Raw genomic sequence first — 21,589 nt, forward strand, 5'->3', positions numbered from 1 at the left:
CGGGGGTGCCCACGGTGACAGGACCGGCACCGGTATCCGGCTGGCGTGGCACAGTCGCCCTGCTGCTCGCCTCCAGCACCGGCGGCGTCGGGCAGCACGTCCGCTCGCTGGCCCGGGGCCTGACCGCCGGGGGCGCCGCCGTGCTGGTCTGCGGGCCCGCCGCCACGCAGGAGCAGTTCGACTTCACCGGGGCCGGCGCCCGTTTCCTGCCGGTGGAGATCCCGGCCAGCCCGACCCCCGCCGACGCCCGCGCGGTCACCGCGCTGCGCCGCGCCCTCGCCGCCGAGGGGGTCGACGTGCTGCACGCCCACGGCCTGCGCGCCGGGCTGGTTGCCGTGCTCGCCCGCCCCGGGGTGCCGGTCGTGGTCACCTGGCACAACGCCGTGCTCGCGGGTGGCCTGCGTGGCGGTGTGTCCCGACTCGTCGAGCGGGTCGTCGCCCGGGGCGCCCGGGTGGCGCTCGGCGCCTCCGCCGACCTGGTCGAGCGGGCCGCCGCGCTGGGCGCCACCGACGCCCGGCTCGCTCCCGTCGCCGCGCCGGCGCTGCCCACGCCACGGCGCCGCCGGGCCGCGGTGCGCGCCGAGTTCGGCGTCGGGCCGGAGCAGCCGCTGATCGTCTCCGTCGGCCGGCTGCACCCGCAGAAGCGCTACGACGTGCTCGTCGACGCCGCCGCCCGGTGGCGTACCCGCCGCCCGGCGCCGGTCGTGGTGATTGCCGGCAGCGGCCCCGCCTACCTGCCGTTGGCCGCCCGGATCTCCGCCGCCCGCGCGCCGGTGACCCTGTTGGGGCATCGCACCGACGTCGCCGACCTGCTCGGCGGGGCCGACCTGGCGGTGGTGACCAGCGACTGGGAGGCCCGCCAGCTCTTCGCGCAGGAGGCGATGCGGGCCGGCGTACCGCTGGTGGCGACCGCGGTCGGCGGCCTGCCGGAGCTGGTCGGTGACGCCGCGGTGCTGGTGGCGTCGGGAGACGTGGACGCCGTCGACGCGGCCGTGCGCGCCCTGCTCGACGACCCGCCCGGACGGGCGGCGCTGGGGCGGCGCGGCGCCGAGCGGGCCGCCACCTGGCCCACCGAGGCGGACACCCTGGCCCAACTGGCGGCGCTCTACGCCGAGCTGGCCCCGCAGGACGCGGGACCGGCGGCTCCGGGCGCCGAGACTCCGTCGACGGGACGCCGGTGATGCGGCGCAGAATCGCCCCGATCCTGCTGACCCTGGTCGTGGTGGTGCTGGGCATCACCGCGCTGACCGCCCGCCCCGAACGGGAGGCGCCCGGGCGCACCGCCGACTTCGTGGTGCTGGTCGGGGTGGCCGGGCTGCGGTGGGAGGACGTCGACCCGCAGGGCACCCCGACGTTGTGGCGGATGGCCCAGGACGGCTCGATCGGCTCCCTGTCGGTCCGCTCCGCACACCGGCCGACCTGCCCCGTGGACGGGTGGCTGACCCTGGGCGCCGGCAGCTACGCCGCCTGGAACGGCAGCCGGGAGGCCGGGGCCTGTCCACCGGCGGCGGTGACGGTGGAGCAGCCCGACGGCATCGGCGCGAACCTGCCCGACCAGGAGAGCGTCGTCCTGCACAACCAGGAGCGGCTGCCCTGGGGCACGGTGCCCGGCGCGTTGTCTGAGTCGGTGCGCTGCTCGGTGGCGGTCGGGCCCGGCGCGGCAGTGGCCGCCGCCCGACCTTTCGGCCGCGTCGACCGGTACGCGCCGGCGCTGCCCGCCGACCCGACCGGCCTGCTCGGCTCCTGCGTGCTGAGCATCGTCGACCTCGGCGCGGTGGCCGGTGAGGATCCGGCGGCCCGGGCCGCGGCTGCGCGGGCGGCGGACACCCGCCTCGCGCGGGTGCTGGCCGCCCGGCCGCCGCGCTCGCTGGTGCTCGTCGCCGGGGTGTCCGACACCGCCGCCCCGTCCCGGTTGCACGTCGCCGTCGCCGACGGGCCGGGCTGGGAACGCGGGTGGCTCACGTCGGCCAGCACCGGCCGGGAGGGCTACCTGCAACTGGTCGACCTCGCGCCGACGGCGCTGACCGCGTTGGGCCGGCCGATGCCGGAGCGGCTCTTCGTCGGCCGGCCCGCCGACTCGGTCGGCGGGCGGTCGGCGGATCTCGCCGCGGCGATCGCCGAGCCCGCGGACGCCGACCGGGAGTCGGCCGCCCAGCGCCGGGTGGCCGACTGGTTCTTCACCCTGCTGGCCGGCGCGCAGGTGCTGCTGGCCGTGGCGGTGCTGCCGCTGCTGCGCCGGGCCCGCCGGCACGCCGGCCCGTACGGCCCGGAGCCGGTGTCGCGGCGGGTGGTGGCGGTCGTGGAGTTGCTGCTGGTCGCGGCGGCCCTCGCCATTCCGGCCGCCCTGCTCGCCGACGTGGTGCCCTGGTGGCGCGGTGAGCATGCCGGCGGGTACTTCGCCGGGGTGACCGTGGTGCTGCTGGCCGCGGCGACCGCCGTGGTCCGGTTCGCCCCCGGGTACGCGGGCACCCTCGGTCCGCTGGGTGCGGTGGCCGGCCTGACGACGTTGACGGTGGGGGTGGACGTGCTCACGGGCGCCCGCCTGCAGTTCAACGGGGTGGTCGGCTATTCGGCGCTGGAGGGCGGCAGGTATGCGGGCCTGGGCACCGTCGGGCTCGGGGCGTTCCTGGCCGGTGCGCTGCTGAGCGCCGGGTGGCTGGCCCAGCGGGTGCGCCGATCCTGGCGTCCGCCCGTGATGGTGGCCGTCGGTGGCGCCGCCGTGCTTGTCGTCGGCAGCCCGTACCTGGGTGCCGATCCGATCGGCGCGATCGCGCTGACGGCCGGGTTGAGCGTCGCCGCGGCGATCAGCGCCGGTGGCTGGCTGACGGTCAGCCGGCTGGCCTGGGCCGTCATGGCGGGTCTGGCGTTGACCATCGGTTTCGCGGTGCTGGACCTGCGCCGGCCGGCGGTCGAGCGGGGCAGCCTCGGCCGGTTCCTGGCCGCCGTCGGCGACGGCACCGGCGGGCTCACCGTGCACCGTTCCAGCACGGCCAACTTCGAGACGCTCGTCAACAGCCCGTTGACCGTGCTGGCCCTGGCCGGCGCCCTGCTGGTCTGGTTCGCCCTGCTCCAGCCGTGGGGTGGGCTGAAGCGGTTGTTCGGCATCTACCCGGCGATGCGGGCGGCGATGGCCGGCACCGCCGTCGCCGCGGTGACCGGCGGGGTGCTGGGCGGTGACGCCCTGGACGTGGCGGGGGCCGCCGCCGCCCTGGTGGTGCCGATGGCGGCGCTGGCCGCGCTGCGGGTGCTCGACCACTCCACCGACCGCACCCTGCCCGACGCGGGTCGTCAGCGCGACGACGGGCCCGGTGGGCGGGCGGGCGGCGGTTCGGACGGCGACGCCGGCGGCGGCGGGCGGGACGGCGACGGCCCCGACCGGCCGGCACCGTCCGGCGCGGGGGCGCAAGCCGTCCGTACGCCGGATCCTGGCGCGGGCCGGGCCGCCGCGGCGGCGCCGCCGGCCCCGCGCGCCCCCGGCCCGGCCGGCGGGCCCGACGGCCCGCCGGCCGCGACCGTCGCCGGCGCTCGCCCGGCGACCGGGCGAGCATCGACCGAGGTCACCAGCGCCTGAGTCGGGGCGGGTCACGGCCCGCCCCGACTCGGGTGTGCCCGACGGGCGGGCCGGCAGAGGTGTTACCGTGGAATCCCGTGGATCGCGTGATCACTTGGCTGATCGGCACGGCGGTCTGCACGACCGCGACGGACGACACGGGAGCAGGCCTTGGCCCCTTCAGCACGGACGACCAGGCACATTTTCGTCACCGGGGGAGTCGCCTCCTCGCTGGGTAAGGGCCTCACCGCCTCCAGCCTCGGCAACCTGCTCACCTCGCGCGGCCTGCGCGTGGTGATGCAGAAGCTCGACCCCTACCTCAACGTCGACCCGGGAACGATGAATCCGTTCCAGCACGGCGAGGTCTTCGTGACCGAGGACGGCGCCGAGACCGACCTCGACGTCGGGCACTACGAGCGATTCCTGGACCGGGCGCTCTCCGGCAAGGCGAACGTCACCACCGGCCAGATCTACTCCGAGGTGATCGCCAAGGAGCGGCGCGGCGAATACCTCGGCGACACGGTCCAGGTCATCCCGCACATCACCAACGAGATCAAGTCGCGGATCCTGGCGATGGCCGATCCGGACGACGACGGCCAGGTGCCGGACGTGGTGATCACCGAGGTCGGCGGCACGGTCGGCGACATCGAGTCGCTGCCGTTCCTGGAGTCGATCCGCCAGGTACGGCACGACCTGGGCCGGGACAACTGCTTCTACCTGCACGTCTCGCTGGTGCCGTACCTGGCCCCGTCGGGGGAGTTGAAGACGAAGCCGACCCAGCACTCGGTGGCCCAGCTGCGCAACATCGGCATCCAGCCGGACGCGATCGTGTTGCGCTGTGACCGGGAGATCCCGGAGAAGCTCAAGGAGAAGCTGTCGCTCTACTGCGACGTGGACCGCGAGGCGGTCGTCGCCGCGCCGGACGCGCCGAGCATCTACGACATCCCGAAGGTGCTGCACCGGGAGGGCCTCGACGCGTACGTGGTGCGCCGGCTCGGCCTCTCCTTCCGGGACGTCGACTGGGCGAGCTGGGACGACCTGCTGGACCGGGTGCACCAGCCCCGGCACACCGTCACCGTCGCCGTGGTCGGCAAGTACGTCGACCTGCCCGACGCGTACCTGTCGGTCAGCGAGGCGATCCGGGCCGCCGGCTTCGGCCACCGGGCCCGGGTGCGGCTGCGCTGGGTGCCCAGCGACGAGTGCGTCACGCCGTCGGGCGCGGCGGCCGCCCTGGCCGGGGTGGACGGCATCGTCATCCCGGGCGGGTTCGGGGTACGCGGCATCGAGGGCAAGATCGGCACCGCCCGCTACGCCCGGGAGAACGGCATCCCGCTGCTCGGCCTCTGTCTCGGGCTGCAGTGCATGACCATCGACGTGGCCCGGCACCTGGCGGGCCTCGAGGGCGCCAACTCGCTGGAGTTCGACGAGCAGGCCGCGCACCCGGTCATCGCCACCATGGCCGACCAGGAGGACATCGTGGCCGGCCGGGGCGACCTGGGCGGCACGATGCGGCTGGGGGCGTACCCGGCGACGCTCGCCGAGGGCTCGCTGGTCGCCGAGGCGTACGCCGGCACGGAGGTCAGTGAGCGCCACCGGCACCGGTACGAGGTGAACAACGCCTACCGCGACGCGTTGACCGAGGCCGGGCTGCGCGTCTCCGGCACCTCGCCGGACGGCCGGCTGGTCGAGTTCGTCGAGCTGGAGCGGAACCTGCACCCGTTCTTCGTCGCCACCCAGGCGCACCCGGAGCTGAAGAGCCGGCCGACCCGGCCGCACCCGCTGTTCGCCTCCTTCGTGAAGGCGGCGGTGACCTACTCCGAGGCCGACCAGCTTCCGGTCGACCTGGCCGCGGCCGAGACGGCGGCGGCGAAGAAGGCCACCCGCAACGGCGGCTCCGCCGCGAAGGCGACGTCGGCGTCGTGAGCGGGCGCGGTGAGCAGGACGGCGGCACGGCCGGGCGAGCGGGGCGGCGGGCGTGAGCGCCGGCGGGCACCGCTACGAGGTGCGCTCGCGCACCGAACGCTACCGGGGTCGCATCTTCGACGTGGTCAGCGAGGAGGTGACCATGCCGGGCGGCGGGACGGGGGTCCGTGACTTCGTCCGGCACGTCGGCGCGGTCGCCGTGGTGGCGCTAGACGCGGCCGGCCAGGTGGTGCTGATCCGCCAGTACCGGCATCCGGTCGGGCGGCACCTGTGGGAGCTGCCGGCCGGGCTGACCGACGTCTCCGGCGAGGACCTGCCCGCGGCGGCGCTGCGGGAGTTGGCCGAGGAGGTGGACCTCGCGGCGGGGCGGATCGACCTCCTGGTGGACCTGCACAGCTCGCCGGGCTTCACCAACGAGCTCGTCCGGGTGTTCCTGGCCCGGGACCTGACGGAGGTGCCGGCGCAGCGGCGGCACGAGCGTCGGGAGGAGGAGGCCGAGCTCCAGGTGCTCCGCGTGGACCTGGACGAGGCGGTCGGCATGGTCCTCGCCGGCGAGATCAGCAACGCCTCGTGCGTGGCCGGGCTGCTCGCCGCCGCCCGGGCCCGCGACAGCGGCTGGTCGGCGCTGCGCCGCGCCGACGCGCCCGTGCCGGGCTGAGTGAGCTGGTCACCTTCCGTGCGGGGGGTGTGACGCGAGGGGCCGTGCGGTACGTCCGCACGGCCCCTCGCGTCGTTCGGTTGTCGGTGTCAGTCGCGCAGCGGGCGCCCCTGCGCGTCGGTGCCGCCGTTGACCAGGATCAGGATCCCGTCGATGAGGCCCCAGAGGCCGCCGGCGCCGCAGGTCACGAGGCTCACCACGAGCTGCAGGACACCGAGCTTGGTGTGGCCCGTGTAGAACCGACCGGCACCGAAGGTGCCGAGCAGGATGCCGAGGAGGCCCGCGACGACCTTGCTTTTGTCGGAGACGCCGGCCGGGTAGCCGGGCTGGTAAGGAGGAGTGGTCATGAGGCGACACCCTAGTGATCAACTGGCCTCCCGTCCGCAGAAAACCGAAGAACGGGACGATAGGGAAGGAAAACTGTCCTGAAGGATGAGGTGGCCGTTGGGCCATCGGCCCGGTTTACGCCTGACACATCGTCAGGGCGTACGGGCACCGATTGCCACTGTGCTGCCTCACCGGAGGCGGTCACCCGCCTAGACTGCCGCCGGCGGGACCGGTGGACCGCGGTGGCAAAGGGGCCACCGTGGCACCGCGCAGTCGGGGGAGCGCAGCCCCGAGGAGAGGTGTCTGCATCGTGAAGGTCGGAATCCCCCGCGAGGTCAAGAACCACGAGTATCGCGTGGCGATCACGCCGGCGGGCGTCAACGAGTTCGTCCGCAGTGGTCATCAGGTCTTCGTCGAGGCCGGCGCCGGGGTGGGCTCCAGCATCGGTGACGACGAGTTCACCGCCGCCGGGGCCACGATCCTGGCCACCGCCGACGAGGTGTGGGAGACCGCCGAGCTGGTGCTCAAGGTCAAGGAGCCGATCGCCGAGGAGTACCACCGGATGCGTGCGGGGCAGGTGCTCTTCACCTACCTGCACCTGGCCGCCTCGAAGGGGTGCACCGACGCGCTGCTCGACCGCAAGGTCACCGGGATCGCGTACGAGACCGTCGAGCTGCCCGACCGGTCGCTGCCGCTGCTCGCCCCGATGTCCGAGGTGGCCGGTCGGCTCGCCCCGCAGGTGGGCGCCTACCACCTGCAGCGGCAGGGCGGCGGGCGCGGCATCCTGATGGGCGGCGTCTCCGGCGTGTACGCCGCGAAGACCGTGGTCATCGGCGCCGGGGTCTCTGGCATGAACGCCGCCGCGATCGCGCTCGGCCTGCAGGCCGAGGTGCTGCTGCTGGACAAGAACGTCGCCCGGCTGCGCCAGGCCGACGCCATCTACCGCGGCCACCTGCAGACGGTGGCCTCCAACGCGTACGAGATCGAGCGGGCCGTGCTGGACGCCGACCTGGTCATCGGCGCGGTGCTGGTGCCCGGCGCGAAGGCGCCGACCCTGATCTCCAACGAGCTGGTGTCCCGGATGAAGCCGGGCAGCGTGCTTGTCGACATCTCCATCGACCAGGGCGGCTGCTTCGAGGACTCGCGTCCCACCACGCACGCCGAGCCGACCTACCAGGTGCACGACTCGATCTTCTACTGCGTGGCGAACATGCCGGGCGCGGTGCCGCACACCAGCACCTACGCACTGACCAACGTCACCCTGCCGTACGCGCTGGAGCTGGCCAACCACGGCTGGCGCGAGGCGCTGCGCCGCGACCCGGCGCTGGCGCTGGGCCTGAACACCCACGACGGCCAGGTCACCTACGGCCCGGTCGCCGAGGCGCACGGCATGCCGACCCTCGCGCTGGCCGACGCGCTGGCCTGAGGGGTGGCAGGCTGACCGGCACCGCGGACGGGGCCGGCGCGGGCACGGAGCCCGCGCCGGCCCTGCGCCGTGCCGTGCGCGGCTACCTCGACCACCTGACCGTCGAGCGGGGACTGTCGGCGAACACGCTCTCGTCGTACCGGCGGGACCTGGAGCGCTACCTGACGACCCTGGCGGCGGCCGGCGTGGCGGACCTGGCGGCCGTCGGCCCCGGGCAGGTCGAGGCGCACCTGGGCCGGCTGCGCGCCGGCGACGAGGAGCACCCGCCGCTCGCGGTCTCCTCCGCCGCGCGGGCGGCCAGCGCGGTGCGCGGCCTGCACCGCTTCGCGCTGCGCGAGGGGCTGGCCGGTGCCGACCCCAGCCGGGACCTCCGCCCGCCCACGCCACCACGCCGGCTGCCCCGCGCGCTGCCGGTCGACGCCGTGATACGGCTGCTGGAGACCGCCGGCGCGGTGACCGCCGCCGGCGACCAGGCGCCGCTCGCGCTGCGCGACCGGGCGCTGCTGGAGTTCCTGTACGGCACCGGAGCGCGGATCTCCGAGGCGGTCGGCGCCGCCGTGGACGACCTCGACGTCGAGGAGGGCACCGCGCTGCTGCGCGGCAAGGGCGGGCGCACCCGGCTGGTTCCGATCGGCGGGTACGCGGTCGAGGCGGTGCGGTCCTGGCTGGTCCGGGCCCGGCCCGCGCTGGCCGCCGCGGGCCGGGGCACCCCGGCCGTCTTCCTCAACGCCCGCGGCGGCGCGCTGTCGCGGCAGGGCGCCTGGACCATCCTGCGCCGCGCCGCCCGCCGGGCCGGGCTGCCGGTCGACGGGCCGGAGGCGGTCTCCCCGCACACCCTGCGCCACTCCTACGCCACCCACCTGCTCGACGGCGGCGCGGACGTGCGGGTGGTGCAGGAACTGCTCGGGCACGCCTCCGTGACCACCACCCAGGTCTACACCCTGGTCACCGTTGAGCGGCTGCGCGAGGTGTACGCCACCGCCCACCCCCGGGCGCGCGGCTGACCACCGACGGCTCGGGCCGCGTGCCCACCCGCCCGGCCTGGTCGGCGGGACGGCGACACGCCGAGCGGGTGCGACCGGGCCGCGGGGCGGTGGCGTACAGTCGGCATCGGCGCGGACCTCCTGGGGCAATGGTGATGCAGACCGGGGTGCGCAGCGGCGCCGCGAGGGACGTCGGACGGCTCCGACGCCGGGTGGTCGTCGGGAGGGGGCAACGAGCACATGGCTGGCAACGGTGACCGTGCCGAGACCTGGACGACGGAGCTCCGCGAGCAGCAGGCCACGCTCGGCGCGGATCTCGGTCCGGCGGATCCGGCGGCATACACGATGCGCAGGCCGATTCCCGAGCCGATGCCGACGGACCGGCACGGCCCGGCCCGGATCATCGCGATGGCCAACCAGAAGGGCGGCGTGGGTAAGACGACCACGACCATCAACCTGGGCGCCGCGCTCGCCGAGTACGGCCGCAAGGTGCTGCTCGTCGACTTCGACCCGCAGGGCGCACTCTCGGTCGGGTTGGGGGTCAACCCGCACAACCTCGACCTGTCGGTCTACAACCTGCTCATGCAGGACGACGTCACCGCCGAGGACGTCCTGATCAAGACCGACGTGGCGGGGCTGCACCTGCTGCCGGCCAACATCGACCTCTCCGCGGCCGAGATCCAACTGGTCAACGAGGTCGCCCGGGAGATGGCGCTGGCCCGGGTGCTCCGGTCGGTCCGCAAGGAATACGACTACATCCTGATCGACTGCCAGCCCTCGCTGGGTCTGCTGGCGATCAACGCGCTGACCGTGGCACACGGCGTGCTCATCCCGCTGGAGTGCGAGTTCTTCAGCCTGCGCGGGGTGGCCCTGCTGCTCGACACCATCGACAAGGTGCGCGAGCGGCTCAACTTCGACCTGGAGCTCGAGGGCATCCTCGCCACCATGTACGACAGCCGCACCACCCACTGCCGGCAGGTCCTCCAGCGGGTGGTGGAGGCGTTCGGCGACAAGGTCTACCAGACGGTGATCACCAAGACCGTCAAGTTCCCCGAGTCCACCGTCGCGGGTGCCCCGATCACCACGCTCGACCCGGCCTCGTCGGGCGCCCGCAACTACCGCCAGCTGGCCCGCGAGGTGATCGCCGCCCAGTCCGAGCGGTAGGCCGGGAATGCACCTTCGCCCCGCGTTGCGCGTGGCGTGGACTACGGTCTCCCGGTGACCGCACCACCCCTCGACCCGCCGGCGCCGGCCGCCGAGGCGCCCACGGACCCGGCGGGTACGCCCGGGACGGAGCCGACCAGTGGGCTGCCGGCCGCGGAAGGCAGCGGGTTCACCGTCCGGTTGGCGAACTTCACCGGCCCGTTCGACCTGCTGCTCCAGCTGATCGGTAAGCACAAGCTGGACGTGACCGAGGTCGCGCTGCACCAGGTCACCGACGAGTTCATCGCCTACATCCGCGCGATGGGCGACGAGTGGGACCTGGACGAGGCCAGCGAGTTCCTGCTCATCGCCGCGACCCTGCTCGATCTGAAGGCGGCCCGGCTGCTGCCCTCCGCCGAGGTCGAGGACGAGGAGGACCTCGCCCTGCTGGAGGCGCGGGACCTGCTCTTCGCCCGGCTGCTGCAGTACAAGGCGTACAAGGAGGCGGCGGCGCACATCGCCGCGCTGGAGGAGGTCGGCGGCCGGCGCTACCCCCGCGCGGTCACCCTGGAGCCCCGCTACGCCGAGGCGCTGCCCGACCTGGTGCTCGGCATCGGCCCGGAGCGGCTGCTGAAGCTCGCGATCAGGGCGATGACGCCGAAGCCGGTGCCCGAGGTCTCCATCGCCCACGTGCACATGGTCCGGGTCAGCGTCCGGGAACACGCGGCCATCCTCGCCGAGCGGCTGCGCCGCGCCGGTACCGCCACCTTCTCGCTGCTCTGCGCCGACTGCGAGGCGACCCTGGAGGTGGTGGCCCGGTTCCTGGCCCTGCTGGAGCTCTACCGGGAGGGCCTGGTCGCGTTCGTGCAGGAGCAGGCCCTGGAGGAGCTGACCGTACGCTGGACCGGCCCCGCCGACGGCGGCACCGACCTGCACGTCGACGAGTACGCGGGCACCCCGCCCGAACCGGCCCCGCCCGCGGCCGATGCGCTCACTCCGCCGGGTAGCGTCCCGGCCCAGTCACCACCGGCGCCACCGCCGGACGGTGTCGGCGGCGCAGTGTCGGGTGGTGTGAGTGGGGCGGTGGCGCCGGTCCCGTCGGTGCCGGGGGGTGTCGGTGGGGTGTCGGCGGACCCGTCGGTGCCGGACGGGGACGGAACGGGAACGACGGAGGAGCGAGCCGGATGAGCGACGAGGAGCGCCGGGACTCCCTGGCCGACCAGGCGGCGGCCTGGGTGCCACCCTGGCAACGTCCCACCACCGCATCCCCGCCCGAGGAGGCCCCACCCCCTTCTGGCTCCGCCACCCCGGGCTCTGCCGAGCACGAGGCTGCCGCCGGCCCTGCGGACCGTGCCGCTGCTCCCGGCTCTGCGGACCGTGCCGCTGCTTCCGACCCTGTTGAGGGCGAGAGGGCTTCCGGCCCTGTTGAGGGTGGCGCTGCTCCCGGCTCTGCCGAGGGCGAGGGTGCCGCCGGCCCCGCCGCGGATCTTGGTGGGAAACGGCCCCCCCAGGGGTCATTTCCCACCAAGATCCAGGTGTCGACTGAGCCGGTGGTGTCGGCCGAGCCGGTGGTGTCGGCCGAGCCGGTGGTGTCGGGTGGGCCGGTGGCGGGTGGGTTCGCGGCGGTCGGGGCCGAGGCGGGGGCTGCTGGCGACGGGGCGGGGGTGTCGAGGCGGCCGGGCCGGCGGCGCGCGGCCCCGGAGCCGCCCGCGCCGGAGCTCGACGACGCGGAGCTGCGCGGGGCGTTGGAGGCGATCCTGCTGGTCGTCGACGAGCCGGTCAGCGAGCTGGTGCTCGCCCAGGTGCTGGAGCAGCCCGCCGAGCGGATCGGGCCGATGCTGGACGACATCGCCGCGGGCTACACCGCCACCGGGCACGGCTTCGAGCTGCGCCGGGCCGCGGGTGGCTGGCGTCTCTACACGAGGCCGGAATACGCCACCTACGTGGAACGGTTCGTACTGGATGGGCAGTCGGCACGGCTGACCCAGGCCGCGCTGGAGACACTGGCGGTGATCGCCTACAAGCAGCCCGTGACCCGGTCGCGGATCTCCGCCATCCGGGGTGTCAACTGCGATGGGGTGATCCGTACGCTGGTCTCCCGCGGGTTGGTCGAGGAGTGCGGCGCCGAACCGGACAGTGGGGCGTTCCTCTACCGGACCACCACGATGTTCCTGGAGAAGCTCGGGCTGAACAGCGTCGACGACCTCCCGCCGCTGGCCCCTTTCCTTCCCGACGACGTAGAAGAGCTTGCCGATGCCACGCGATGACCGCACGCCCCGCCCCGACGCGCCCACCTTCGAGGGGGCCGAGCGCCTGCAGAAGGTGCTGGCCGCCGCCGGTGTGGGCTCCCGGCGCGCCTGCGAGGACCTGATTTTCCGCCGCCGGGTCACCGTCGACGGCCGGGTCGCCCACCTCGGCGACAAGGTCGACCCCGCCACCGCCGTGATCCACGTCGACGGCGAGCGCCTCGTCGGTGACACCCGGTTGGTGTACCTGGCCATGAACAAGCCCCGTGGGGTGGTCTCCACCATGGCCGACGAGAAGGGGCGCACCGCGCTCGCCGACTTCCTCGGCAACCGGGTGGAGCAGCGGGTCTACCACGTGGGGCGGCTCGACGCGGACAGCGAGGGCCTGCTGCTGCTGACCAACGACGGCACCCTCGCGCACAAGCTGATGCACCCGTCGTTCGGCGTGCAGAAGACCTACCTGTGTGAGGTGTCGGGGCCGGTCCCGCGCAACCTCGGCAAGAAGCTGATGGCGGGCGTGGAACTGGAGGACGGTCCGGCGAAGGTCGACGCCTTCCGGGTGGTGGACACGCTGGGACGAAGCGCCCAGGTGGAGCTCAGCCTGCACGAGGGGCGCAAGCACATCGTGCGCCGGCTGCTCGGCGAGGTGGGCCACCCGGTGAGCCGGCTGGTGCGTACCGCGATCGGGCCGATCCGGCTCGGCGATCTGCGCTCGGGGCGGACGCGGCGGCTGACCAACGCGGAGGTCGCCGCCCTGTTCAAGGTCGTGGGTGACTGACCCCGGAGTTCGGGGTACGGCTGCCGGTAGGCTCCGTGGCGGCCCGGCGCCGGCGGCCACCCGTCGGGTGGTGCGACGCCGGGCATCATTGAGAACGTTTGGGACTAACCGCTTGCGGTACGCGATGGGCGTGTCGTGAGGTACGGGCTGAGGAGGACAACGGTGGAGGAAAACGAACGGGCCAGGCCATGTGTGGTCGCTGTGGACGGGCCGTCCGGTTCGGGTAAGTCCACCGTCTCGCGGCGGCTCGCCGTCGGCCTCGGTGCCCGCTACCTGGACACCGGCGCGATGTACCGGGCCATCACCTGGGCGGTGCTGCGCTCGGGGGTCGACCTGGCCGACGCCGGGTCGGTGGCAAAGGTCGCCGGCGAGGTCGAGCTGCGTGTCGGCACCGACCCCCAGGGGTACGGCGTCAGCGTCGACGGCGTGAGCGTCGACGCCGAGATCCGCGGGCCGCAGGTGACCGCGGCGGTCTCCGCCGTGGCCGCCGTGCCGGCGGTGCGCGCGCTGCTGGTCGCCCGGCAGCGCGAGATGATCGCGAACGCCGGCCGGATCGTGGTCGAGGGCCGCGACATCGGGTCCGTGGTGGCCCCGGAGGCGGACCTGAAGGTCTACCTCACCGCCTCCGAGGCGGCCCGGGCCGCCCGCCGCAGCGCCGAGGACGCCACCGACGTGGCGGCGACCGCCGCCGACCTGGCGCGGCGCGACCGGCTCGACTCGACCCGCAGGGCGGACCCGCTGACGCGGGCCGCCGACGCCGTGGAGCTGGACACCACCGGGTTGGGCATCGACGAGGTAGTCGCGCGGCTGCGTGACCTGCTGACCGGACGGGGAGTGGCATGACCGACGCCGACGGGTGGGTGGAGTTGCGGGAACCGGAGGTTGAGACCGAGGAGCCGACCGGCCCGCAGCCGATCGTGGCCGTGGTCGGGCGTCCCAACGTGGGCAAATCGACACTGGTCAACCGGATCATCGGTCGTCGCCAGGCGGTCGTCGAGGACGTCCCCGGGGTGACCCGGGACCGCGTCCCGTACGACGCGCAGTGGGCCGGCCGGCAGTTCACCGTGGTGGACACCGGCGGGTGGGAGCCCGACGCCAAGGACCGCGCGGCGGCGATCGCGGCGCAGGCCGAGGTGGCGGTCGCCACCGCCGACGTCGTGCTCTTCGTGGTCGACGCCATGGTCGGCTCGACGGACGTCGACGAGGCGGCCGTGCGGATGCTGCGCCGCAGCGCCAAACCGGTGATCCTGGTCGCCAACAAGGCCGACAACACCGCCATCGAGATGGAGGCGACCTCGCTGTGGTCGCTGGGGCTGGGCGAGCCGTATCCGGTGTCGGCGCTGCACGGGCGCGGTTCCGGCGACCTGCTCGACGCCATCATGAAGGCGATGCCGGAGGCCCCGAAGATCGTCGAGAACCGCCCGCGCGGCCCGCGCCGGGTGGCCCTCGTCGGTCGACCGAACGTCGGCAAGTCCAGCCTGCTCAACCGCTTCTCCGGCGAGGAGCGGGCGGTCGTCGACGCGGTCGCCGGCACGACGGTGGACCCGGTCGACAGCCTGGTCCAGATCGGCGGGGAGACCTGGCAACTGGTCGACACGGCGGGCCTGCGTAAGCGGGTGGGACAGGCCAGCGGCACCGAGTACTACGCCAGCCTGCGTACCGCCGCCGCCATCGAGGCCGCCGAGGTCGCCGTGGTGCTGCTGGACTCCAGCGAGCCGATCAGCGAACAGGACCAGCGGATCCTGTCCATGGTCACCGAGACCGGCCGGGCCCTGGTGATCGCCTTCAACAAGTGGGACCTGGTCGACGCCGACCGCCGGTACTACCTGGACAAGGAGATCGATCGCGAGCTGCGCCGGATCCCGTGGGCGCTGCGGCTCAACCTGTCGGCGCAGACCGGCCGGGCCGTCGACAAGCTCGCGCCGGCGCTGCGCAAGGCCCTGGCAAGCTGGGAGACCCGCGTGCCGACCGCGCAGCTCAACGCGTGGCTGACCGCCCTGGTACAGGCCACCCCGCACCCGGTGCGGGGTGGGCGGGCGCCGAAGATCCTCTTCGCCACCCAGGCGGGCGTGGCCCCGCCGCGCTTCGTGCTGTTCACGACGGCCCCGCTGGACGCCGGCTACCAGCGGTTCGTCGAGCGCAAGCTGCGCGAGGAGTTCGGCTTCGAGGGCAGCCCCATCGAGATCTCCGTACGCCCCCGCAAGAAGCTCGGCCCGGGCGGCCGGGGCAAGGCGCACGGCTGACCGTCGGACGGAAGGAGCCGGGGTGGACCTGCTTCCACCCCGGCTCTTCCCGTCGCCCCCACCCCACCCTCCTAGGACGCTTTAGGGGGAGTGAGCCGGACGGCACGACCCCGGGCCCGGGGAGGGGCGGTGCGCACGCCGGCAAGATCCTGCGTTAAGCTGTACCGGCTGCCGCAGGGAGAGTCATGCGGAAGCATCGGGACGTGGCGCAGCTTGGTAGCGCACTTGACTGGGGGTCAAGGGGTCGTCGGTTCGAATCCGGCCGTCCCGACTGGTGTTCACCAGCGGATATAGAAGATCATATGTGATCTTGCGGTAACGCTGGCGGTAACGGAGATCGCTTAACGTGGGCTGCATCCCCCGATCCCGTTACTGCGGAGGTGCAGCCCCGTGGCTGTCTACAGCTACCGCCTCGCCAACGGCCAGACCCGCTGGTTCTTCATCATCGACCTCCCGCCCGACACCAACGGGCGCCGCCGCCAGCACAAGCGGCAGGGGTTCCCCAACCAGTCCGCTGCCCTCAAGGCGGAGGAACAGGCACGTGCCGCGTACGGCGGAGCGGACCTCGGCGCGGACGGCAGCGTCGCCGCCGAGCTGGAGAGCTGGCTCAACGAGCGCGAGCTGGACGTCCAAGAGACGACCCTCAGCAACTACCGGGACGTCATCCGCTGCTACGTGGTCCCGCACATCGGCGGTCGGCAGCTCTACGCTCTCGACAAGCGTGTCCTTCACGACCTCTACAAGAAGCTGCTGAAGAGCGGCGGCAAGAACGGCGGGCCGCTGTCGCCGACCACCGTCCGCATCGTGCACCGGATCATGATGAAGGCGCTGGCCGACCTCGGGGTCAACGTCGAGGGCGTACGGCAGCCCCGGCAGGCCGAGCGGGAGACGATGGGGCGCAAGGGCGTCTGGACGCCGGCGCAGTCGGCGAAGTTCCTCAAGTACCACGCCGACCACCGGCTGCGTGCCGCGTGGGTGCTGGCGATCGTCGTCGGTGCCAGGCGTGGGGAGCTGGCTGGTCTCAAATGGCCGCGCGTCGATCTTGATCGCGGCGTGCTGCTGCTGCACTGGCAACGCACGACGACCAGCAACGGGGTGGTGGAGAAGGCGCCCAAGGGCAAGAGTAAGAGGGCGGTAGCGCTCGGGCCGGCCCTGGTAGCGGAACTGCTCGCCCACCGGGAGCGTCAGGCCGTGGAAAAGACCGAAGCTGGGGTCCTGTACCACGACGGCGGTTACCTATTCTGCCGCGAGGACGGGGAGCCGTACTACCCGAAGTACTTCACCGACCAGTGGGCGAAGGCGTGCGCGGATGCTGGGGTGCCCGTGATCGCGTTGCACGACGCGCGGCACACCTCCGCTACCACCGGCGCTGACGCCGGTGTTCCCGAGCACGTGATGCAGCGGCGGCTTGGTCACGCTGACAGCCGGACGACGCGTGAGGTCTACACCCACGTACTGCCGGAGAGCGAACGGAAGGCCGCGGAGCTCATGGAGGCAGTACTCGGCGACGCAGCGACCTGGTCGCCGCGGAATAGCTAGACCGAAGACGCTGGGTCACGCCCGACCGCAGTACTTCTGGCTGCGGAGGTTGCCGGTGAGGGAGCCCGATGTCCGACCGTCAGCTCGGGCATCGGCACGGTAGCCAGCGGCTGTGGCCGTTGCCGTTACCCGTGGCGGTTGCTCTCACTCGGCAACGCGCCGAGTAACCGGATGATCGCATCGTGAGGGCTGACGCCGGTATCGGCGTGCTCACGACCTCAGGGGAGGGCGGCGGACGATGTCAACGACCACAACTGGCGGACGCAAGCCGGGCCAGGCGCTAAACCAGGTCTGGACGATCGAGACGGTGCGGGAGCTCGGCGTCACCACCGACGTGGAGACCGCTGGAGCGATCCTGGGAATCGGGCGCACCAAGGCCTACGAGCTGGCCAGGACCAATGAATTCCCGGTACGCCTTCTGCGCGTTGGCCGGCGGTACCTCGTGCCCGTACCGGCGATCCTCAAGCTGCTTGCCATCGAGTAGCCGACCTGCCGCTAGCCAGGCTCAGAGCCTGAGACAGGGAAGCCCGGGACCGACCGGGCTGGTGCGCCGACAAAACAAAGGACCGACGGTGCGCACGGTGTGAGCCGGCGCGCCGTCGGTCAGCCGTGTGAGTCGTTACGGTCTAGAGCGCTGGGGCAGCGCCGATGAGCTCCTGCCCCTTGGTGAGCCCGATCGATCAGCGGGGCCAGGCTGCGAAGCGTCGCCGTAGCTGTACCACGTCGGCGCGAGTGAGCTGGTACGGCACAAATGCCTCGTCGGGCATCCTGTCCAGGCGCCGACCTACCACTGGAACGTCCTCTGCCTCAAGTCCGGGGTCAACGCGGCGGGCCATGGCCAGCAGCTGGGCCGGTGTGTACTGGTCAAGCACTGCGGCCACATCGACGTAGTCACGCTCGCGGGCGCGTCCCACGAGCGCGGTGACTTTCCAGGCGAGCAGGTCGGCCAGGTCCATGACCGGGCCGACATCCATCACCACCGGAGCATGGAGTCGCGCCTGACAGGACAGGCTCAGCCGGACCACCTTGTTGCCCCGTTGGATCTCCCATTCCGTCATGTGGTCGTCAATGCCGTAGATCATTGCCGACAGCTCGCTGTCGTCGGCGACCCGTGTTACCTGGAAACCAGCTTCGAGCAATGCCGTCTCCACGGCCTCGGTCGCTGGGGCGACTCCGTCGGCGCGGTCGGTGAAGGCGTCGACGTCTTCGGTCGGCCGGTCGACGACTCCGTGCAGGAGCAAGGCCAGTCCACCGCCGAGGGCAAGTCCGTGCTGCTTGGCTACGGAGAGCGCGACCCGCGCGACCTCGACGTGTTCTGGGTCAGGGTGAGGCATCAGGCTGCGGCCGAGATCTGGCGCAGCACCGCATGCCGGTCCTCCCATGCGTGGCGCACACCCCGCGGCAGGTAGAGGTCGTTCCAGACCCGGATCAGGGTCGGACCGTCGAGCCAGGCGCAGAGTTCATCAACCCGCACCGCTTCGGTCAGCACGACCTCGTACAGGGCGTTGCGCGCCCATTCCTGGTCCAGGTTGACGCTGCGGTCTGGCCGCCAGAGCAGCCGGTGTGGCAGCTCCACGACACCGCTGGTCGGCCCGTGCAGGGCGGCAAGATCGTCTACGACCACGGCGGAACGTCCCGGCCGGGCTTGATACCGCCGGGCGGAACGGGTCGAAGTGGCGCCCATGCGTCGAGGGTAGCGCCTCGAACGGGTAAAGGCGGGATGCTGCCGATGCAAACCGGGACGCCCATCAACGGCGGTCGGTCATTGGCTCCGCCTCGGCTCGTCGGCATCGCGACCGCCGCCACGGCACCGACTCGCTAATCATGGCCGCGCAGCCTCTGCCATAGGGACAGCGAGGGGCCGGTCAGCCAGCGCTGCTGTCGTGGCACGATCAACCCTCAGCGCTGCCCGTCGATGCCACGGAGCCTGCGGGCGGCGGTGAACAGGAAGAACTGATCCTTGAGCACCTCGGGATCCGTGTTGAGACGGCTTTCAACCGAGTGGCAGCGGTGCGACCGGACGAACCGTCGTGAACTGGGCGTGCTCGTACCGGGTGGCGGAGAGCAGCAGCCACTCGTCGCAGCCCTGCCATGGGTAGACGTTGGCGGCTCCGCCACGTACGGTCCGGGGCCCGTCACCGGGCCGTGGCCGTGCGTCTGCCAACCCGCGGATCCGCACGTCGGCGCAGAGCTCGTTCGCCGATCCCATCGCCGCCAGCCCGAACGCGTTCTCCCCGGCGGCCGTCCGCGTCTCGTCGCCAAAGTCGTCGAGCAGATAGTCCTCGCCGGGTTCCCGTCACCGCGGAAGGTCAGCGTGGTGGTGCCGGCCCGAGCCTCGTATCCCACTGCGCCTCGCTGGGCAGCCGGAACGGCAACAGCTTGAGCAGGTCGTCTTCGAGCCGCGCCGTGCAAGTGTCCGCCTGGGCGTACGGGTCCTCGTGCTCGGGCAGCCAATACCGGACCTGCGCCACTGTCAGCGGGTGCCGGGCGACTAGGAACGGCTCGACCCGCACCTCGCGTATCGGCTGTGCGTCCCCGGCGCCAGCGACGGACGGCTCGACGGTGTCCTCGACCTCGCCGCTGCGCTTGATGGCGCGTACCGCGTCCAGCTCCGCGTGGGCCAACCACCACCCCGCCGGGTGCCCTCGACCGCGCCCGGTCGAGATTGGCGGCCAATGGCCATATCTTGCTCCGACCGTGGCGGGTTTCATCCGATGCAGTCTTCGCGACCGTTCTGTCCCGTCCGCGTTGAGTTGGCACCGTCCGGTATGACTTGGCACGAGGTTGGCACTGTCCGGGTTGAGGTGGCACGTCCGGTACGGTGCTGTCCGGTCTCAGCGAGGTTAGCGGGTTCTCGGCGAGTTGACAGGCTTCCCGATGAGTGTGCGTGTATTTGGTCTCGACCGGCAGTCAGCTGTGTGCCGATCGGGCACTACGGCGCGGCGACTGTTGCGGCAATGGCCGCGTACTTGCGGTCCGGGCGGTCCGGGGACTGCTGCTGCAAGCGCTGAAGTTCGGTGAAACCAGCCTTTGCCAGGCGGGCAGAGAATGTGTCTACGGGCCAGCGGTATGCCGTGTGGACCTTGTGGTCGAACGCGGCCACATCGTCGTCGCTGTCGAAGAAGCCGATCACCAGGTTCCCGGAAGGAGGCAGCATCCGGCGGAACTCGGCGAGTACCGCATCCAGCTCCGATGGCGGTAGGTGGATGGTCGAGTACCAGGAGAGGATGCCGGCCACCGAGTGGTCGGGAAGGTCCAGGTCCGTCATTGATCCGAGCTGGAACGCCGGCCCGGGAAAGTGGGTCCGGGCGTAGCCGATGAACTCAGGTACCAAGTCGACGCCGGTCACGTTGGCGCCGAGCGAATGCAGGTAGGCGCTCCAATGCCCGGGGCCGCAACCGAGATCGAGCACGGCGCCGTCCAAGCCGACGAGGTGGTCTCGGACAAGGGCCGTGTCATCCACGTGGGCCTGCCAGTCACCATCGAACAGGGCGATGTACTGCTCGGACATGTGCGAGTAGGCGTCGCGGACCGGCTGGTTGCTCACGGCGCCACTCTAAAGTCTGCCCGCGTTCCGCCCCGAACCCAGTACACGTCCGGGTTGAGGTGGCACGTCCGCGCGCTGGCGGGAGTTGCGTCACCTTCCCCAACGGGCCTGCCCCGTCTGCACCGCACGGCACCCGGGCGGGCCGGTCGTCCGGTTCTTCGCCCACCACGAGTTCGTCTGCACCCGCCACGGCTACTGGATCGGCCCGCCGGTCCCCACCATCCCGGACCTGCGTCCTCGACAGCTCGCGCGGCTGGTCCCCGAACTCGTCACCGCGCAGCGACGGCACACCCGGCTGCTGCGCCGCCGAGGCTGGCGGCACGTCTTCAACGCGTTCGACGTCTCCATCGCCGTCTGCGTCGACCGGCGGTTTCAGCAACGTATCGACGTTCCCGGACGCCGCAGTTGGCAGGAACGCATCGACCTGCTCATCCCTACCCGCACCCGGTTCAACACCTCGGTGTTCCTCGCCGCGTTCTACCCCGAGATCGTCAACCTTGCGCGGCTGTTCTGCTCGCCTACGTGGCGGGCCGTTGCCCGCCGGGCGCTGACCTCCGCGGAGCACCGGCTCACCATCACCGCCGACATCAGCCGGCAGATCGGACCTGAGCCCGTCCCCCATAACTGGCCCGTCACCCAGGAGTGGACCGGGTACGAAACGGACCGTTGGCTGCGGGCGATGGCCGGCCTGCCGGATGTCGTCGTGCCCAACCGCACGTTCCCGCAGACCCGCCGGGTCACCTTCGACGGCGTCCCGGTCAACCACGCCACCTCCGACGAGACCCTCGCCAAGAAAGCCAACAAGGAGTTCAACAAGCACCGCCATGTTCCGAGCTGGGCGCTACCGAACTACGCCGACCGGCCCACCAACCACGACCTGCCGCTCGACTACCAACCCGAGCCCGAACACCACCCACGCCTCAGCCTGTCGCAGCTGCTGGACGCACTCATCGCCCACAGTGCCAAGTAGATCCGGACGACTAACCTGATCTTGTCCGCGCGGACCTGGCACAACCGCAGCTCAGGCACCGACACCAGTGCCACTTTCCGCCGGACGGGACACGTTCCTTCGCCGTTGCCGAGCAACTCTGGCGGACGTGGATGATCGAGGAAGACGACTTCTTCAGAACCGACGGCACCCGCGATCGCGCCGACCTCACCATCGACACCGCGCGCCGGGGATGATTTCGACTCTGCCCGCCCCGGACGATAGAAGATCGGCATCT

The 21,589-nt window shown here is 72.3% G+C and carries 21 protein-coding genes and 1 tRNA gene; 16 read left to right on the top strand and 6 right to left on the bottom strand.

The annotated features are described in order from the left end of the window. Positions 1–14 precede the first annotated feature (14 nt). The 4 genes from ACQ452_RS11205 to ACQ452_RS11220 all read left to right on the top strand — a co-directional run bounded on the left by ACQ452_RS11205 (position 15) and on the right by ACQ452_RS11220 (position 6,131). On the top strand, positions 15–1,181 hold the full coding sequence (locus ACQ452_RS11205; RefSeq protein ID WP_433392897.1) for a glycosyltransferase family 4 protein: 1,167 nt from the start codon (positions 15–17) through the stop codon (positions 1,179–1,181). Continuing rightward, the gene (locus tag ACQ452_RS11210) at positions 1,181–3,571 is read left to right on the top strand and encodes a hypothetical protein (RefSeq protein ID WP_433392899.1); all 2,391 of its coding nucleotides are present in this window, start codon (positions 1,181–1,183) and stop codon (positions 3,569–3,571) included. The genes ACQ452_RS11205 and ACQ452_RS11210 overlap by 1 nt, the downstream gene beginning before the upstream one ends. Before the next feature lie 150 nt (positions 3,572–3,721). After that, the gene (locus tag ACQ452_RS11215) at positions 3,722–5,473 is read left to right on the top strand and encodes a CTP synthase (RefSeq protein ID WP_433392900.1); all 1,752 of its coding nucleotides are present in this window, start codon (positions 3,722–3,724) and stop codon (positions 5,471–5,473) included. A 52-nt stretch (positions 5,474–5,525) separates the two neighbouring features. Then, complete coding sequence (locus ACQ452_RS11220; protein WP_433392902.1) at positions 5,526–6,131, top strand: NUDIX domain-containing protein; 606 nt, start codon at positions 5,526–5,528, stop codon at positions 6,129–6,131. Positions 6,132–6,220: 89 nt separating this feature from the next. Here ACQ452_RS11220 and ACQ452_RS11225 read toward each other — a convergent pair whose 3' ends face one another. Beyond that, positions 6,221–6,478, bottom strand: a complete 258-nt coding sequence (locus tag ACQ452_RS11225) for a TM2 domain-containing protein (protein ID WP_433392904.1) — start codon at positions 6,476–6,478, stop codon at positions 6,221–6,223. Between the two features lie 290 nt (positions 6,479–6,768). Between ACQ452_RS11225 and ald the strand changes: the two genes are divergently transcribed. The 11 genes from ald (at position 6,769) to ACQ452_RS11280 (ending at position 17,300) form a co-directional block, all read left to right on the top strand. Next, positions 6,769–7,884 carry an alanine dehydrogenase gene (gene ald / locus ACQ452_RS11230; RefSeq protein ID WP_433392906.1) on the top strand — a complete coding sequence of 372 codons (1,116 nt, stop codon included), beginning with the start codon at positions 6,769–6,771 and terminating at the stop codon, positions 7,882–7,884. Next, entirely contained in the window at positions 7,881–8,888 is a 1,008-nt protein-coding gene (locus ACQ452_RS11235; protein ID WP_433394102.1) for a site-specific tyrosine recombinase XerD, read from the top strand. Before ald ends, ACQ452_RS11235 begins: the two co-directional genes overlap by 4 nt. Positions 8,889–9,107: 219 nt before the next feature. Beyond that, positions 9,108–10,031, top strand: coding sequence for a ParA family protein (locus ACQ452_RS11240; RefSeq protein WP_433392908.1), 924 nt, complete (start codon positions 9,108–9,110; stop codon positions 10,029–10,031). Between the two features lie 54 nt (positions 10,032–10,085). Continuing rightward, complete coding sequence (locus ACQ452_RS11245; protein ID WP_433392910.1) at positions 10,086–11,198, top strand: segregation and condensation protein A; 1,113 nt, start codon at positions 10,086–10,088, stop codon at positions 11,196–11,198. Then, positions 11,195–12,277 (top strand): SMC-Scp complex subunit ScpB, encoded by a 1,083-nt coding sequence (gene scpB / locus ACQ452_RS11250; RefSeq protein WP_433392912.1) that lies wholly within the window; start codon positions 11,195–11,197, stop codon positions 12,275–12,277. Before ACQ452_RS11245 ends, scpB begins: the two co-directional genes overlap by 4 nt. Further along, on the top strand, positions 12,264–13,034 hold the full coding sequence (locus ACQ452_RS11255; RefSeq protein WP_433392914.1) for a pseudouridine synthase: 771 nt from the start codon (positions 12,264–12,266) through the stop codon (positions 13,032–13,034). Before scpB ends, ACQ452_RS11255 begins: the two co-directional genes overlap by 14 nt. A gap of 162 nt (positions 13,035–13,196) precedes the next feature. Continuing rightward, positions 13,197–13,877, top strand: a complete 681-nt coding sequence (cmk, locus tag ACQ452_RS11260; RefSeq protein WP_433392916.1) for a (d)CMP kinase — start codon at positions 13,197–13,199, stop codon at positions 13,875–13,877. Next, the gene (gene der / locus ACQ452_RS11265) at positions 13,874–15,277 is read left to right on the top strand and encodes a ribosome biogenesis GTPase Der (RefSeq protein WP_433392917.1); all 1,404 of its coding nucleotides are present in this window, start codon (positions 13,874–13,876) and stop codon (positions 15,275–15,277) included. The genes cmk and der overlap by 4 nt, the downstream gene beginning before the upstream one ends. Before the next feature lie 197 nt (positions 15,278–15,474). After that, positions 15,475–15,548, top strand: a tRNA-Pro gene (locus ACQ452_RS11270). A 119-nt stretch (positions 15,549–15,667) separates the two neighbouring features. Next, a complete protein-coding gene (locus ACQ452_RS11275) occupies positions 15,668–16,816 on the top strand; it encodes a tyrosine-type recombinase/integrase (protein ID WP_433392919.1) in 1,149 nt (382 codons plus the stop codon). 238 nt (positions 16,817–17,054) lie between these two features. After that, positions 17,055–17,300 (top strand): helix-turn-helix domain-containing protein, encoded by a 246-nt coding sequence (locus ACQ452_RS11280; RefSeq protein WP_433392921.1) that lies wholly within the window; start codon positions 17,055–17,057, stop codon positions 17,298–17,300. 196 nt (positions 17,301–17,496) lie between these two features. On the opposite strand, the gene ACQ452_RS11285 is transcribed toward ACQ452_RS11280, so the two are convergent. From ACQ452_RS11285 to ACQ452_RS11305, 5 genes are all read right to left on the bottom strand, one after another. Beyond that, complete coding sequence (locus ACQ452_RS11285; RefSeq protein WP_433392923.1) at positions 17,497–18,150, bottom strand: nucleotidyl transferase AbiEii/AbiGii toxin family protein; 654 nt, start codon at positions 18,148–18,150, stop codon at positions 17,497–17,499. Further along, positions 18,150–18,500, bottom strand: coding sequence for a hypothetical protein (locus tag ACQ452_RS11290; RefSeq protein ID WP_101409304.1), 351 nt, complete (start codon positions 18,498–18,500; stop codon positions 18,150–18,152). Before ACQ452_RS11290 ends, ACQ452_RS11285 begins: the two co-directional genes overlap by 1 nt. A 309-nt stretch (positions 18,501–18,809) precedes the next feature. After that, positions 18,810–19,025 (bottom strand): hypothetical protein, encoded by a 216-nt coding sequence (locus ACQ452_RS11295; RefSeq protein WP_433392925.1) that lies wholly within the window; start codon positions 19,023–19,025, stop codon positions 18,810–18,812. Positions 19,026–19,125: 100 nt separating this feature from the next. After that, entirely contained in the window at positions 19,126–19,440 is a 315-nt protein-coding gene (locus tag ACQ452_RS11300; RefSeq protein ID WP_425857791.1) for a hypothetical protein, read from the bottom strand. A 308-nt stretch (positions 19,441–19,748) separates the two neighbouring features. Continuing rightward, positions 19,749–20,327 (bottom strand): class I SAM-dependent methyltransferase, encoded by a 579-nt coding sequence (locus ACQ452_RS11305; RefSeq protein WP_077938073.1) that lies wholly within the window; start codon positions 20,325–20,327, stop codon positions 19,749–19,751. 121 nt (positions 20,328–20,448) lie between these two features. On the opposite strand from ACQ452_RS11305, the gene ACQ452_RS11310 reads away from it, so the two are divergent. Then, positions 20,449–21,333, top strand: a complete 885-nt coding sequence (locus ACQ452_RS11310) for a hypothetical protein (RefSeq protein WP_433392927.1) — start codon at positions 20,449–20,451, stop codon at positions 21,331–21,333. Positions 21,334–21,589: the final 256 nt, after the last annotated feature.

It is taken from the genome of Micromonospora sp. KLBMP9576, from assembly GCF_050941805.1.
Taxonomy (GTDB): domain Bacteria; phylum Actinomycetota; class Actinomycetes; order Mycobacteriales; family Micromonosporaceae; genus Micromonospora.